Genomic DNA, 13,632 nt, shown 5'->3' with positions numbered 1-13,632 from the left:
TCTGACCGCTCGCGCCTGCAAAGCGTTTGTCGCGTCCTACACGCGATCCACGTGCCCCATGTCCCGCCCCGGATCCAGCCGATCGCGCACGCGTTGCTTGAGCACCTTGGCTTCCGGAAAGCCGCCGTCGGTCTTGCGGTCCCAGATCAGGGTGTCGTCATAACGGATCTGGAAGATGCCGCCGGTGCCAGGCACCAGGGCGACTTCGCCGAGTTCCGTGCTGAAGGTGGACAGCAGTTCCTGCGCCATCCAGGCGGCGCGCAGCAGCCACAGGCATTGGGTGCAGTAGGTGATGGCGATGCGGGGCGCAGGGGATGCGGCCCGGGTATTCGGGATGTCGGGCGTGTCGGTCATGAAGTGTCCATTGGGCAGGCGTCAGGCCCATCGTACCGTGGCGCCCCCCCCCTCCTACCGGACCAGCGACGCACCGCCACACAGCTGAATATCCTGCCCCGTCATCGCCTCGGCCGCGGGCGACAGCAGGAATGCGACCGTGGCCGCGATTTCTTCCGGGCGGATGAGGCGGCCAATGGGGGGCAGGCGGGGCGCGTCGGCGGCGCGGGCGGGGTCGCTCGACATGGCGGTCTGGGTGGCGGCGGGCGAGACGACGTTGATGGTGACGCCAAAGGGGGTGACTTCGGCGGCCCAGCTGCGTGCCAGGGCGATCATGGCCGCCTTGGTGGCGGCGTATTGGCTGCGGCCGGCCATGCCTTGCGCCACGCGGCTGCCTAGCAGGACGACGCGGCCGTGGCGGCGTTCGACCATGGCGGGAACCAGCACATCGGCCAGCACGGATGCCGCCTGCACATGCAATTGCCACATCAACGCGCCAGCAGATGCATCGAGCTCGCCCAGGGCGCCCACCCTCAGTACACCCGCCGCGTGGACGAAGGCTGCCACCTCAGTCAGTTCGCGGGCAGCGGCGACCATGGCGTCCACGTTGCGCAGGTCCACCGTGATCGAACGAAAGCCCGCATGATCCAGCGTGGGCGGAGCAACGTCCAGACCGCTGACCTGCCAGCCCTCGGCCAGCAGACCGGTCGCGATGGCTTTGCCGATGCCGGAACTGCTGCCCGTGACGACCGCGTGACGAGCCGCCGTGCCTGCCCCGGTCCCGGTCGTCGGTCCGCTTGCGGCAGACGCGCCCTTACCCGTCTGTGATCCGTGTTCATTCGGCACGAATATTCCCCTCCGTCACGATCTTGAGCGACCGCGCCATGTCGTCTTTCTGAAAGGCCACGAAGTCGTCGATCGATCCGGGTTGCAGCATCAGGCCCTGCTGTTCAAGCCGGTCACGCATGTCGCCGGCCAGTGCTTTGTTGACCTCGGCGTTGAGCTTTTTGGCGATGTCCATCGGCAGCTTGGCTGGACCCCACAGACCGTACCAGCTGTAGAACTCGTAGCCCGGAATGGTCTCGCCCACGGTCGGCACGTCGGGCAGGGTCGGGACGCGCGATTTGGAGGTGACGGCCAGGATCTTCAGCATGCCGCCTTTGTAGTACGACATGGAACCCAGGATCGGGTCGATAAAGCCGGAGATCATGCCGCCGACCAGGCCTTGATACGCGGGCGCCGAGCCTTTGTAGGGCACGACCAGGTATTCCATGTCGCCTGCACGGCGCAGCAGTTCGGTGGCGAGCTGTCCGGCGGACCCGGTGGACCCCACCGCAAAGCTGAGCTTGCCGGGGTTGGCTTTCGCGTAGCTCAACATCCCTTTCACATCATTGAAGGGCAGGTCCTTGTTGACGGCGACGGCCAGCGGCGCCTGGGCGACCAGGGCAATGGGTTGATAGTCCTTGATGACGTCGAACGGCGCCTTCATCGTCATCGGCGTCGTGGTGAACGTCGAGGCGTTGAACAGCAGGGTGTAGCCGTCGGCCGGGGCCTTGGCGACGGCGTCGGCGCCGATGATGCCGTTGCCGCCGGCACGGTTTTCAACCACGAATTGCTGGCCGGTCTGTTCGGTCAGTTTCTGTGCAAGCAGGCGACCCACGGTGTCGAGCGTGCCGCCCGGAGGGAACGGGATCAGCATGCGGACCTGTTTCGACGGCCACGTATCGGCAAGCGCCGCGGTGGCCGGAATCAGGGCAAAGGCGGCCACAAGGGCGCGCGCAGCAAAGGTGCGTAGCATGAAGGTGTCTCCGATATCTTTCTTATGATGGCCGCGGCACGGTGCGGCCAATGGTCGCCGCGATCCGATGCCAAAAATTCAGGCCGTGGCGGGATTCTGCAGATCGATGCGGCAGGGAGCCGCCACAACGCAAGCGTTCGCGTCGAAGCGGCAACGCCATGCCGCGACGCCTATCGCGCCAGCAGCCCCGCCTTGCGCAGCCCGGCCCGCAACGCCTCGTTGTCGGCAGCGGTCGGCGCTTCGGTGGGCGGGCGCACGGTGGGATCGGCGATCACGCCGGCCAGGTACATGCCGGCCTTCATGCGCGCGTGCGCTTCGCCGGTCGGCTCGCCGCCGCCGTACACCGCGTCCTTGAGTGGCGTGATCAGCGCCTGCACGTCCTGCGCCTTTTTCAGGTCGCCGGCCTTCACGGCATTCCACAGGTCGATGATCAGTTGCGGGATGAAGGTGGCGAAGCCGACCAGCGCGCCGTCCACGCCCTGCACCATCGAGGCCAGCAGGTATTCGTCGTGGCAGGTCAGGATGGCCTTGGTGGCGTCGGCGTCACGAATCGCCTGGATGTCGCGGGCATATTTGTTCATGTCGCGCTGGCCGACCTTGAAGGCGGCCAGGTACGGCAGGCGGGCCAGGTCGGCCAGCAGTTGCGACGAGTACGAAGCACGTGTCCATGCGGGATAGACGTGGCACACCAGATCCAGTTCGGGCGCCGCACGGTGGATGGCTTCGAAATATTCCAGCGCATGCCCCGGTGTGAAGCCGAAGCGCAACCAGTGGTGCGGCGGCATGACGTCCAGCGCCTTGGCGCCAGCGGCCTGGGCGGCGCGGGCATGCTCGGCGGCTTCGACCACGCCTTCGCACACGATGGACGAGATCACCGGCATCCTGCCTTCCAGTTCCGAAGCAACGATGCGCGTGACTTCGGCGCGCTCGGCCGGCGTGAGGGAAAACACTTCCCCCGTATGGCCGTTGGTCATGATCGCGACGACGCCATCATGGCCTGCCAGCCACGACGCCAGCTTGCGCAGCGCGGGCTCGTCGATGCGGTGGTCGGGCGTGAACGGGCACGAAATGGCGGGGATGATTCCGTGGTAATTGGTGATCGAGGGCATGGCGTCTCCGGTGTCTTGGTGTGAGTAGAATGGCTGCATCATTGCCGCCTGCGCCCGGGCGGTCCAATACTCGAATCGCATACATCTATCCACGGAGCATCGGCAGCATGGGACCCGGCAACCGACCCCTCGACATCGAGTGGCTCGAAGACTTCGTGACCTTGGCCGAGACGGGCAGTTTTTCGCGCGCGGCCGAAGCGCGCACCATCGCGCAACCCGCGTTCAGCCGCCATATCCGCGCGCTTGAAGAGTGGGTGGGCGCCGACCTGGTGGATCGCGGCGCGCACCCGGCCACGCTGACCGCCGCCGGCAAACGTTTCCTGCCCCTGACCGAAGACGTGCTGGCGCGCCTGATAGCCGCGCGCATCAAGGCCCGCATGGCGCACGACCAGAGCGTGGCCAGCCTGCGCTTTGCGGCCACGCATGCGCTGTCGCTGGGCTACTTTCCGCAGTGGCTGGGGCGCATCGAAGCGCAGGGCGCGCTGGGGCCGATCGAGATGATGTCGGACAGCACTTTGGGGTGCGAAGAACTGATGCTGCAGCGGCGCGCGCAGTTTCTGATGTGCTACGCGCACGACGCGGTGCCGAACCGGCTGGACGAAGCGGGCGTGGCCTGGGTCAAGCTGGAAGACGACCTGCTGGCGCCGGTATCGGCGGTGGACGCGCGAGGGGCGCCCCGCTTCAGGCTGGATGAGGGCGCGTCACTGCCCTTGCTGGCCTACAGCGATGCGTCTGGCGTGGGCCGCATCATGCGCGGCCGCCTGCGCGCAGTGTCCGCCAAGGACGCGCCCTTCCACACGGTATTCACCGGGCACCATGCCCTGGTGTTGAAAAGCCTGGCGCTGGAAGGCCGGGGCCTGGCCTGGCTGCCGAAACGGCTGATTGCCGATGAACTGGCCAGCGGCCGCCTGGCCGTCACAGGCGATGAAGCCTGGCAGTTGCCGCTGGAGATCCGGCTGTATCGCCAGCCGGTGGTGATGTCGGATGCGGCCGAGGCCTTGTGGACGACGGTGAACGCATGACTATAATGCGAACAATTCCTATTCAATGACCCGGGGCCCTGTCGCTCCCTTGTCTGGAGTGGTCATGGCCGTCATCGAATCTTCCGACCCGCACGTCACGGCGCTGTACTGCGACCATCACGGCTGGCTATCCGGCTGGTTGCGCAAGAAGCTGGGCAATCCCGCCGATGCCGCCGACCTGGCGCACGATACCTTCGTCGGCCTGCTGACTTCGCGCCGTCCCGGTCCTGTCGAACAGCCGCGCGCCTACCTGGCCGCCATTGCCAGGAATGTGCTGGTCAACCGCTACCGGCGGCAGGCGCTGGAACGGGCCTACCTGGACACCCTGGCGCTGCTGCCCGAGCCCGAGACCCCCTCGCCCGAATACCGGCTATCCATCCTGCAGACCCTGCACGAGATCGACGCGATGCTGGACGCGCTGCCCGCGGCGGCCAAGCAGGCTTTTTTGATGTCGCAGCTGGAAGGCATGACCTATGACGCGATTGCCGAGCGCCTGAAGGTGTCGCTCTCGACCGTGAAGCGCTACATGAAGCAGGCGTTCGTGCAGTGCCTGAGCCTGATGGAATGACCGCCACCCTGCCCGACCACATCCTGGAAGAGGCCGCGGACTATCTGGTCCGATGGCAGGCCGGCCAGGTCAGTGACGACGACCGCGCCGCCCACGCGCGCTGGCTGGCGGGCAGCGCCGATCACGCGCGCGCCTGGGCCCGCGCGGAACGGCTGATGCAGAACCTGGGCGCCCTGCCCCCGCAGGTTGCGCTGCCCGTGCTGGGCCGGAAGGCCGACCCCCGACGGCGCGCCGCAATCGCCAAACTCGCTTCCTTGCTGGCGCTGGCGCCTGCGGGCTGGCTGGTCACGCAAACCCAAGGCTGGCAACGTCGCACAGCCGACTACCAGACGGTGACGGGCGAGACACGGCGGGTGCAACTGGCCGACGGCAGCCGCGTCGTGCTGGGCACGGCCAGCGCCATCGACGTGATGTTCACCGCGACAGACCGCACGGTGCGCCTGATTGCCGGCGACATCCTGATCGACACCGCTGCCGACCCGGCCGCGCTTCAAAGGCCTTTCCAGGTACTTACCGCCCAAGGCGCGATGCAGGCGCTGGGCACCCGATTTACCGTGCGCCAGGACACCGGCAGGACGCGGCTCGCTGTCCTTGATGGGGCGGTTCGCATCACGCCACGACACGGCGGCCCGGGTGCGCAAATGGTGCTGTCGGCGGGTCGGCAAACGCGGTTTTCGGATCACGCAGTGGGGGCGATTTCGGTTGCCGACGACAGCATTGCCGCCTGGACGCAGGGCATGCTGCTGGCCGATGACCAAGGCCTGTCCGATGTGCTCGACGAACTGGCCCGCTACCGCAGCGGTGTCGTGTCGTGCGACCCGGCCATTGCCCATCTGCGGGTCTCGGGCGCCTTCCCGATCACCGATACGGACCGGGCGCTTGCCATGCTGGCGGACACCTACCCGGTATCCGTGCACCGTCGGCTGGGTGGCTACTGGGTCACCCTTGCCGCGCGCCCGCCACAGTGATGTGTCGACGGACTGACACTTTTCTTGCGCTCATACGACTTGGATAGAGACACCCTTTGTCCGTCCAACCGTAAGGCCCACCCCATGCCCGTCGTTCGCCCTGCCACCTGCCGGTGGCACCCCACGTTTCGCCTTGCCCTGCTGGGCGTCGCCCTGGCCGCCGCCCACCTGCCCCTGGCGTATGCCGCCGACCCGCGCCCCCTGAACAGCGTGGCCCCGCGCGCCTACGATATCGGGGCAGGTCCGCTGGGCCGCGCCCTGTCGCGTTTTGCGGTCGATGCGGGCATTGCCCTGTCGTTCGACCCGGCGCTGACCGACGGGCTCAGCAGCCCGGCCGTGTCGGGCACCTATCCGGCCGATGACGTGGCGCGCCGCCTGCTGGCGGGCAGCGGGCTCGAACTGACACCGCGGCCCGACGGCAGCTACACGCTGCGCAAGGCCGCCGACATGCCGACCCTGCGGCCGGAGGCCACCACCCTGGCGGCCGTGACGGTGATCGGACAGGCCGATTCCGCCGCGACCACGGAAGGCACCGGTTCGTACACGACGCGTGCGGTCACGCTGGGCAAGACGCAGCAGGCCCTGAAAGACATTCCGCAGTCCGTGAGCGTGCTGACGCGGCAGCGGATGGACGACCAGAACATCACCAACCTGACCGAAGCCCTGATCAACACCACGGGCATGACGTCGACCAAGTCGCCTGGCCCCGGGATGTTCATGTTCTCGCGCGGCTTCGATATCGAAGCCCTGCAATACGATGGCGTGCCCGTGCCCCGCAACGTGTATTCGCTGGGCAGCTACCTGACCGAGACCACGGCCATCGTTGATCGCCTGGAATTCCTGCGTGGCGCCTCGGGCCTTCTGCAAGGCGCGAACAGCCCCGGCGGCGCGATCAACCTGGTGCGCAAACGCGGCACGCGCGAACGCCTCTTTACCGCGACCGGCAAGGCCGGTTCCTGGGACCGGTACGGCCTGCAACTGGATGCGGGCGGCGCGCTCAATGACGAAGGCACCCTGCGCGGCCGCGCCCTCATTGACTACGACAGGGGCAATTCCTTCATCGACCAGGCCGGACAGAACACGCAAACCGTGTATGCCGCCCTGGACTACGACATCTCGCCCCGGACCACGGTCGGCCTGGGCATCAGCAACCAGATCACCCGGAGCCGGCCCAATTTCATAGGCGTGCCGCGCTACGCGACGGGCGCCGACCTCGGTCTGCCCCGGTCCACCTATACCGGGTCGGACTGGAACACGAGCCGCAATGAGCAGACCACGCTGTATGCCGACCTGGCGCATCGATTCGACGACGCATGGTCGGTCAAGGTGTCGGCACTTGCAATGAATGAGAAGAACGCTTCGGCCTATCAATTCGTGACCGGCGCGGTGGCGCCGGACGGCAGCGGGCCGCGTTATGCCGATTACGCCGTCCGGTTTTCGAACCGGAACCGGGGACTCGACGCCGTGCTGACCGGCAAGTTCGATGCCTTGGGCATGAAGCAGGAAGTGCTTGTCGGTGGCAACTATTCGTCCTACACCACCGACGACGCCTACGCGCGGCTGTTCACCCCGGGCGTCAACATTTTCAACATCGACACGGCGCGGCCGCGCCAGGACTTCGACAGCATCGCCGCCCGCGGCAGCGCGACCTTCAGTCAGTACGACGTCGAACAGAAAGGCATCTACGGCACGTGGCGCTTGCAGGTCACGCAGCCGCTGACCTTGATCGCGGGCGGCCGCGTGGGCTGGTACGACTTCCGCTATGCCGCGCGCACGGGCGCGACCGCAGGCGCCCCCAGCACCAACGACACCCCGGCCAAAGTGACGCCCTATGCGGGCGCCGTCTATGCCATCAACCCGCAATGGTCGGCGTACGCCAGCTACGCGCAGGTTTTCATTCCGCAAACGAACCGGGCGGTGGGGCAAGCCATCCTGCCATCGATCACGGGCGGCAATATCGAGGCGGGCGTGAAAGGCGAACTGATGGACGGACGGGCCAATGCGTCGCTGGCGGTCTTTCGCTACGATCAGAAGAACCGCGCCGTGAACGATTATGCGGCCGGGCTGCGGGACGAATGCGGCGCGTGGTATTGCTCGCGCGCGTCGGGCAAGGTGCGCAGCCAGGGGATCGAAGCCGAGATCAGCGGGCAGGTAATGACCGGCCTGCAACTGTCGGCGGGCTATACCTTCAACACCACGAAGTTTCTGGAAGACCCGGATCTTGCCGGCAAGGAATTCAGCACGTGGACCCCGAAGCACATGCTGCGCCTGTGGTCCGATTACACCTTGCCCGGCGACCTGAACCGCGTGCGCGTGGGCGGCGGCGTGAATGTGCAAAGCGCCACGATCAGTTCGGACCGCCGCTTCGAATTGGGCGGCTATTCGGTGTGGAGCACGCGGGCGGCCTACCAGGTCAATCGCAACGTGTCGGTGGCGCTGAACCTGAACAATGTGTTCGACAAGCGGTATTACATCCCCGCGTACAACACGCTGACCGGCAACAATTATTACGGCAATCCGCGCAATGTGATGCTGACCGTGCGGGGGAGCTTCTGACGGCAGGCCGGTGGAGCCCGGGACGGCAGACTCCCTGCCCTCTGCCCTCAGGCTGCCGGCATATCCAGCAAGCCCCGCAGCGCGACCTGCACGGCGGCTTCGCGCACGTCGGTGCGGTCGCCCGGAAAGACGTCGGTCAGCATGCGGGTGCAACGGCCTTCGGGGCTTTCCCAGGCCCACGCAAAGCACACCATGCCGACGGGTTTGCCTTCGGTCGCGCCGCCCGGCCCGGCGATGCCGGTGGTAGACACCGCCACGTTGGCCTGGCTGCCTTCCAGGGCGCCAATGGCCATTTCCAGGGCTGTGGCTTCGCTGACCGCGCCGTGGGCTTTCAGGGTGTCTTCACGCACGCCGATTTCCTGCGATTTGGCGTCGTTGCTGTAGGTGACGTAGCCGCGGTCGAAGCACACGCTCGACCCCGCAATCGCGGTGATGGCGCCGGCGACCAGCCCGCCCGTGCAGGATTCCGCGGTGGCCAGCACACGCCCGCCCATGCTCAGACGTTTGACGACCTGTTCGGCCAGTATCAGGGTCTTCGGATCGAACATCTACGTCTCCATACAAAAGGCCGGGTCAGCCAAACAGCCGCGACGCCAGCGCAAACACCAGGACCGCGTAGAACGCGGCCACGAGATCGTCCCACATCACGCCCAGGCCGCTCTTGAACCGTTTGTCGAAATACGCGATCGGCGGCGGTTTCAGGATGTCGAAAAGACGGAACAGCAGGAAGCCGAAGGCTTGCGCCATGGCCGTGTCGGGAATCATCCACAGCACGACCCAGAAGGCGACGACCTCGTCCCAGACCAGGCCACTGTAGTCGCCCACGCCCAGCTCGCGGCCGACCCGGTCACAGGCCCACACGCCGATGCCAAACGCCAGCAGCAAGAAAAGGGCCATGGCTCCGGGCGACGTGATCATCGACACGGGCTGCCACAGCAGCCAGGCCAGCAGGGTGCCCCAGGTGCCCGGCGCGGGCTTGATCAGACCGCTGCCGAAACCAAAGGCGATCAGGCGGCTCAACTTCAGGCGCATCCACCCAAAGGTAGGCTGGACGAGCAGGTTCTTGGTGGACGATTCAGCCATGGCTCACGCGAAATGGTCGTAGCCGCCATGCGGCAGGGGATCGATAGGGTCGCCCGACGCATCGACCAGGCGCAGGCCGGGTGCGGCGGTGATCTGGCCGATGCGGGTGACGGGAACGCCCGCGGTCACTGCGGCGGCCAGCACTTGGGAACGCAACCCCGGTGGGGCAGTAAAGCAGAGTTCATACACATCGCCGCCCGACAGCGCGGCCAAACGACGCAGGGGGGCCGGCAAGGTTGCCACGGCAGACGACACCGGCACGCCGTCGGCGTCGACGCACGCGCCCACGCCACTGGCCGCCAGCACGTGGCCCAGGTCCTGCAGCAGCCCGTCGGAGATATCCAGTGCAGCATGCGCCACACCGCGCAAGGCCTGGCCCAGCGCCACGCGTGGTTCGGGCCATTCGAGCGCGCGGCGGGTGGCTGCAAGCAGGACTGAACGGTCCACGCCCGGTGGGAATGGGTCATCCCCTTGCGCAAGGGTGCCCGCCCCGGCGCTGGCGCCCCCCAGCAGCAGGCGCAGCGCAATATCCGCATCGCCCAGGCAGCCGGACACCCAGATGTCGTCATCCGGACGCGCGCCGTCGCGCCGCAGGGCCTCGCCGGGCGCAACGGTGCCAAAGATGGTGACGGAAATGACGATGCCTTCCTGCCCCCGCGTGGTGTCGCCACCGATCAGCGGACAGGCGTGGCGGTCGGCCAGGGCGTACATGCCCTGGGCAAAACCTGCCAGAAAATCATGGTCGATCCGCGGCAGCGCCAGGCCCAGCACGAAGCCGGCGGGCTCGGCGCCCATGGCGGCCAGGTCGGACAGGTTGACCGCCAGGGACTTGTGACCCAGCGCGGCCGGGTCGACGTCGGAAAAGAAGTGCCGGCCTTCAACGAGCAGGTCGGTGCTGATCGCCATGGCGCCCGGCCGCGTGGGCAGCAGCGCGCAATCGTCGCCCACGCCCAGTACCCCGGGCGGGGCGGGCCGGCTGAAATGCCGGCGGATCAGGTCGAACTCGCCGTCGGCCATGGTCAGGCACGACGCACTGGCGCGGCCGCAGCCATCAACGACGCAGGGCCTGCACTTCGTTGGGACGCACTTCGGCCGCCAGCTTGTCCAGCACCCCGTTCACGAACTTGAAGCCGTCCGTGCCGCCAAACGACTTGGCCAGCTCCACGGCTTCGTTGATGACGACCTTGTACGGGATCTCGACGTGGGTCGAGAGCTCGAAAGCGCCGATCAGCAGAATGCCGTGCTCGACCGGCGACAGTTCGTGCACCGGGCGGTCCAGAAAGGGCGCGAACTTTTCGCGCAGCACGGCTGCGTCACGCACCGCGCCATGCAGCAGCGCGCGGTAGTGCGCCAGGTCGGCCTCGTCGAACCCTTCGGCGTCGCGCATGTGCGCGTCGATCTCGCCAGCTTCTTCAGGGTTGCCCCCTTTTACCAGCCATTCATACATGCCTTGCAGGGCGAACTCGCGCGCACGACGGCGTGCGCTGCGCGCGTTCTGCCGTTGGGTGCTGTCATTCATCCTGGTCGTCCTCGTCATCGAAACGGGGATCTTCGTCGTCCTCGTCGTCTTCTTCCGGTTCCAGGCCGGCCAGCAGGTTCGCCATTTCGACGGCGGCCTGGGCGCAATCGCGGCCCTTGACCTCGGCACGCTCCAGCGCCTGCGCTTCGGTGTCGACGGTCAGTACGCCGTTGGCGATCGCAATGCCGGTTTCGAGCGACACACGCGTGATCGCGGCGGCGCTTTCATTGCTGACCACTTCGAAGTGGTAGGTCTCGCCGCGCACCACCGCGCCCAGCGCGATCAGGGCGTCGAATTCGCCGGTGTTGGCCAGCTGCGCCAGGGTCACGCCGAGTTCCAGTGCGCCGGGCACGGACACGACCATGATGTCCTGTTCGTCGACGCCGAGCTTGCCCAGTTCGGCCAGGCAGGCATCGAGTTCGATTTCGCCGATGTTTTCATTGAAGCGCGCACGGACCACGCAGATGTGCAGCCCTTCGCCGTTCAGATCGGGAGTGAGGGTATAGGGATTCATGATGCGGCACCATCCTGTGCGGAGTGAGAGTCATGACCGGCTTCATAGCCAGTCACGGTAAGGGAAAAGCCTGCCATGCTGGGCATCTTGCGCGGCTGCGCAAGCAGTTTCATCTGGCAGACGTCGAGATCTTTGAGGATCTGCGCGCCAATGCCATAGGTGCGCAGGTCGACACGCACGGGGGCGATGCCGGTGCGTGCACCGGTCGCGTCCATGTCGGTCAGTTGCTGGAATTCCTTGAACAGGTCGCCCGCGGCGCCGTCGCAGTTGAGCAGGATCACGACGCCGGCCTCGGCCGCCGCGATCGCTTCGAGGGCGGCCGGCACGCTCCAGCTGTGCGTGCTTTTATCGACTTCGAGCAGGTCCAGCACCGACGTGGGTTCGTGCACCCGCACCAGCGTTTCGCGTTCGGGCTGGATCGTGCCGTGGACCAGCGCCAGGTGCGGCGCGCCGCTGGGCGTGTCGCGGTACAGCACGCAGCGAAAGTCGCCATGCACGGTCCGGATGACCCGTTCGGCCACGCGTTGCACCATGGATTCGTGTTCGCTGCGGTACTGGATCAGGTCGGCGATCGTGCCGATCTTCAGGCCGTGCTGCTTCGAAAATTCGATCAGGTCGGGCAGGCGCGCCATGGTGCCGTCTTCGTTCAGCACTTCGCAAATGACCGATGCCGGCGTCAGGCCGGCCAGCGCCGTCAGGTCGCAACCGGCTTCGGTGTGGCCGGCGCGCATCAGCACGCCGCCGTTGGCCGCCTGCAGCGGGAAGATGTGGCCGGGCTGCACCAGGTCGGCCGGCTTGGCGTCGCGGGCGACGGCGACCTGCACGGTGCGCGCGCGGTCGGCGGCCGAAATGCCGGTGCTGACCCCGGTGGCGGCTTCGATCGACACCGTGAAATTGGTGCCGTGCTTGGTGCCGTTGGCGCTGACCATCAGCGGCAGGGCCAGCTGGCGGCAGCGCTGTTCGGTCAGGGTCAGGCAGATCAGGCCGCGGCCGTAGCGCGCCATGAAATTGATGGCTTCGGGGGTGACGTGCTCGGCGGCCATGACCAGGTCGCCTTCGTTTTCACGGTCTTCTTCGTCGACCAGGATCACCATGCGGCCCGCGCGCAGCTCGGCAATGATGTCCGATACCGAGGCGATGGCCGAGTGCGCCGATCCTTCAGGGGATACGGCCGACAGGGCGTCGGCGGGCACGGCGGCGGGAACGGGAGCAGATGCAGACATTGGCGGGGGTCCGGCGGGGGTTGGCTCGGCGGCGTCGTATCGTGGATGCGACGCAGGTCGGCGAGGAAGGAAACCGCGCATTTTACCGCCTGAACGCGAAAATCTTCAGCGCGGGTGGGACAAAGGTATCCAGGTGGTTTTTTGGCGTCAGGCGGCGGACGCGCTCACCCGGGGCTGCAACCCGGCGTCCAGCGTCTCGCGCTCGTCGAATACGAAGCACGTGCCGTTGAACCCGGCGCCGCCGGTTTCCTCGAAATACTTCAGGATCCCGCCTTCCAGCTGGTAGACGTGATCGATGCCCGCATCGGCCATGTAGATCGCCGCCTTTTCGCAGCGGATGCCGCCGGTGCAGAAGCTGACCACCGTCTTGCCTTCCAGCTCGGCGCGATGCGCCTGCACGGCGGCCGGAAACTCGGTGAACTTGCCGATGCGCCAGTCGATGGCGCCTTCAAACGTGCCTTCATCCACTTCAAAGGCATTGCGGGTGTCGAGCATGACCACCTCGCGCCCCGCGTCGTCCTTGCCCTGCTGCAGCCAGCGCGCGGCGGTGCGGGCGTCGACGGCCGGCGCGCGGCCGGCCGCCGGGCGGATCGTCGGGTGGTCCATCCGGATGATTTCGCGCTTGACCTTGACCAGCAGTTTGCGAAACGGCACGCCGTCCGACGTGCTGAATTTGACTTCCAGGTCGTCCAGCAGGCCCTGGAACCACGGCCCGGTGCGCAGCCAGTCCAGCCAGGCGTCGATCGCGGCGCGTTCCCCGGCCAGGAAGAGGTTGATGCCCTCTTCGGCCAGCAGCACCGTGCCCTTCAGGCCCGCCGCGGCCGCCTGCTCGCGCACGGCCTGCTGGCGTTCCGGCAGGCGGTCGAGCGACACGAATTTGTAGGCGGCGATGTTGACAATGGCGGGCACAGCGGACTTCCAGAACGAAACGATCAGCCG

General features: G+C 66.8%; 15 protein-coding genes. 4 read left to right on the top strand and 11 right to left on the bottom strand.

Annotated features, from left to right (window positions below; translation table 11 throughout):
• Positions 1–36 precede the first annotated feature (36 nt).
• The 4 genes from IE116_RS19400 to IE116_RS19385 form a co-directional block, all read right to left on the bottom strand.
• The gene (locus IE116_RS19400) at positions 37–354 is read right to left on the bottom strand and encodes an Rdx family protein (protein ID WP_189614920.1); all 318 of its coding nucleotides are present in this window, start codon (positions 352–354) and stop codon (positions 37–39) included.
• A 54-nt stretch (positions 355–408) separates the two neighbouring features.
• Positions 409–1,059 (bottom strand): SDR family NAD(P)-dependent oxidoreductase, encoded by a 651-nt coding sequence (locus IE116_RS19395; RefSeq protein ID WP_229828784.1) that lies wholly within the window; start codon positions 1,057–1,059, stop codon positions 409–411.
• 109 nt (positions 1,060–1,168) lie between these two features.
• Positions 1,169–2,131 (bottom strand): Bug family tripartite tricarboxylate transporter substrate binding protein, encoded by a 963-nt coding sequence (locus IE116_RS19390; RefSeq protein ID WP_189614918.1) that lies wholly within the window; start codon positions 2,129–2,131, stop codon positions 1,169–1,171.
• 170 nt (positions 2,132–2,301) lie between these two features.
• Entirely contained in the window at positions 2,302–3,240 is a 939-nt protein-coding gene (locus IE116_RS19385; RefSeq protein WP_189614917.1) for a dihydrodipicolinate synthase family protein, read from the bottom strand.
• Positions 3,241–3,347: 107 nt separating this feature from the next.
• On the opposite strand from IE116_RS19385, the gene IE116_RS19380 reads away from it, so the two are divergent.
• The 4 genes from IE116_RS19380 (at position 3,348) to IE116_RS19365 (ending at position 8,354) form a co-directional block, all read left to right on the top strand.
• Positions 3,348–4,262 (top strand): LysR family transcriptional regulator, encoded by a 915-nt coding sequence (locus tag IE116_RS19380; protein WP_189614916.1) that lies wholly within the window; start codon positions 3,348–3,350, stop codon positions 4,260–4,262.
• A 64-nt stretch (positions 4,263–4,326) separates the two neighbouring features.
• Complete coding sequence (locus tag IE116_RS19375) at positions 4,327–4,830, top strand: sigma-70 family RNA polymerase sigma factor (protein ID WP_189614915.1); 504 nt, start codon at positions 4,327–4,329, stop codon at positions 4,828–4,830.
• Positions 4,827–5,798, top strand: coding sequence for a FecR domain-containing protein (locus IE116_RS19370; protein ID WP_189614914.1), 972 nt, complete (start codon positions 4,827–4,829; stop codon positions 5,796–5,798). Before IE116_RS19375 ends, IE116_RS19370 begins: the two co-directional genes overlap by 4 nt.
• A gap of 84 nt (positions 5,799–5,882) precedes the next feature.
• Positions 5,883–8,354, top strand: coding sequence for a TonB-dependent siderophore receptor (locus IE116_RS19365; RefSeq protein WP_189614913.1), 2,472 nt, complete (start codon positions 5,883–5,885; stop codon positions 8,352–8,354).
• A 47-nt stretch (positions 8,355–8,401) separates the two neighbouring features.
• Here IE116_RS19365 and IE116_RS19360 read toward each other — a convergent pair whose 3' ends face one another.
• From IE116_RS19360 to IE116_RS19330, 7 genes are all read right to left on the bottom strand, one after another.
• On the bottom strand, positions 8,402–8,902 hold the full coding sequence (locus IE116_RS19360; RefSeq protein WP_189614912.1) for a CinA family protein: 501 nt from the start codon (positions 8,900–8,902) through the stop codon (positions 8,402–8,404).
• A 25-nt stretch (positions 8,903–8,927) separates the two neighbouring features.
• A complete protein-coding gene (locus IE116_RS19355; RefSeq protein WP_189614911.1) occupies positions 8,928–9,437 on the bottom strand; it encodes a phosphatidylglycerophosphatase A family protein in 510 nt (169 codons plus the stop codon).
• A 3-nt stretch (positions 9,438–9,440) separates the two neighbouring features.
• Positions 9,441–10,454, bottom strand: a complete 1,014-nt coding sequence (thiL, locus tag IE116_RS19350) for a thiamine-phosphate kinase (protein ID WP_189614910.1) — start codon at positions 10,452–10,454, stop codon at positions 9,441–9,443.
• 34 nt (positions 10,455–10,488) lie between these two features.
• Positions 10,489–10,956 carry a transcription antitermination factor NusB gene (gene nusB, locus IE116_RS19345; RefSeq protein ID WP_229828552.1) on the bottom strand — a complete coding sequence of 156 codons (468 nt, stop codon included), beginning with the start codon at positions 10,954–10,956 and terminating at the stop codon, positions 10,489–10,491.
• Positions 10,949–11,470, bottom strand: coding sequence for a 6,7-dimethyl-8-ribityllumazine synthase (gene ribH, locus IE116_RS19340; RefSeq protein ID WP_189614908.1), 522 nt, complete (start codon positions 11,468–11,470; stop codon positions 10,949–10,951). Before ribH ends, nusB begins: the two co-directional genes overlap by 8 nt.
• Positions 11,467–12,564, bottom strand: a complete 1,098-nt coding sequence (ribBA, locus tag IE116_RS19335; protein ID WP_229828775.1) for a bifunctional 3,4-dihydroxy-2-butanone-4-phosphate synthase/GTP cyclohydrolase II — start codon at positions 12,562–12,564, stop codon at positions 11,467–11,469. Before ribBA ends, ribH begins: the two co-directional genes overlap by 4 nt.
• 276 nt (positions 12,565–12,840) lie before the next feature.
• On the bottom strand, positions 12,841–13,602 hold the full coding sequence (locus tag IE116_RS19330; RefSeq protein ID WP_189614906.1) for a sulfurtransferase: 762 nt from the start codon (positions 13,600–13,602) through the stop codon (positions 12,841–12,843).
• Positions 13,603–13,632 lie beyond the last annotated feature (30 nt).

Origin of the sequence: Pigmentiphaga litoralis (genome assembly GCF_014651835.1) — a bacterium.
Lineage (GTDB): Bacteria > Pseudomonadota > Gammaproteobacteria > Burkholderiales > Burkholderiaceae_B > Pigmentiphaga > Pigmentiphaga litoralis.
The sequence above is the reverse complement of the archived record's forward strand: the minus strand, read 5'-3'. Positions and strand labels throughout refer to the sequence as shown.

Coding starts and splice junctions, on each gene's coding strand:
- IE116_RS19385 (WP_189614917.1), bottom strand. CDS start 3,240: ATGCCCTCGATCACCAATTACCACGGAATCATCCCCGCCATTTCGTGC.
- IE116_RS19355 (WP_189614911.1), bottom strand. CDS start 9,437: ATGGCTGAATCGTCCACCAAGAACCTGCTCGTCCAGCCTACCTTTGGG.
- IE116_RS19390 (WP_189614918.1), bottom strand. CDS start 2,131: ATGCTACGCACCTTTGCTGCGCGCGCCCTTGTGGCCGCCTTTGCCCTG.
- thiL (WP_189614910.1), bottom strand. CDS start 10,454: ATGGCCGACGGCGAGTTCGACCTGATCCGCCGGCATTTCAGCCGGCCC.
- nusB (WP_229828552.1), bottom strand. CDS start 10,956: ATGAATGACAGCACCCAACGGCAGAACGCGCGCAGCGCACGCCGTCGT.
- IE116_RS19375 (WP_189614915.1), top strand. CDS start 4,327: ATGGCCGTCATCGAATCTTCCGACCCGCACGTCACGGCGCTGTACTGC.
- ribBA (WP_229828775.1), bottom strand. CDS start 12,564: ATGGTGATCCTGGTCGACGAAGAAGACCGTGAAAACGAAGGCGACCTG.
- IE116_RS19360 (WP_189614912.1), bottom strand. CDS start 8,902: ATGTTCGATCCGAAGACCCTGATACTGGCCGAACAGGTCGTCAAACGT.
- IE116_RS19400 (WP_189614920.1), bottom strand. CDS start 354: ATGACCGACACGCCCGACATCCCGAATACCCGGGCCGCATCCCCTGCG.
- IE116_RS19370 (WP_189614914.1), top strand. CDS start 4,827: ATGACCGCCACCCTGCCCGACCACATCCTGGAAGAGGCCGCGGACTAT.
- IE116_RS19380 (WP_189614916.1), top strand. CDS start 3,348: ATGGGACCCGGCAACCGACCCCTCGACATCGAGTGGCTCGAAGACTTC.
- ribH (WP_189614908.1), bottom strand. CDS start 11,470: ATGAATCCCTATACCCTCACTCCCGATCTGAACGGCGAAGGGCTGCAC.
- IE116_RS19365 (WP_189614913.1), top strand. CDS start 5,883: ATGCCCGTCGTTCGCCCTGCCACCTGCCGGTGGCACCCCACGTTTCGC.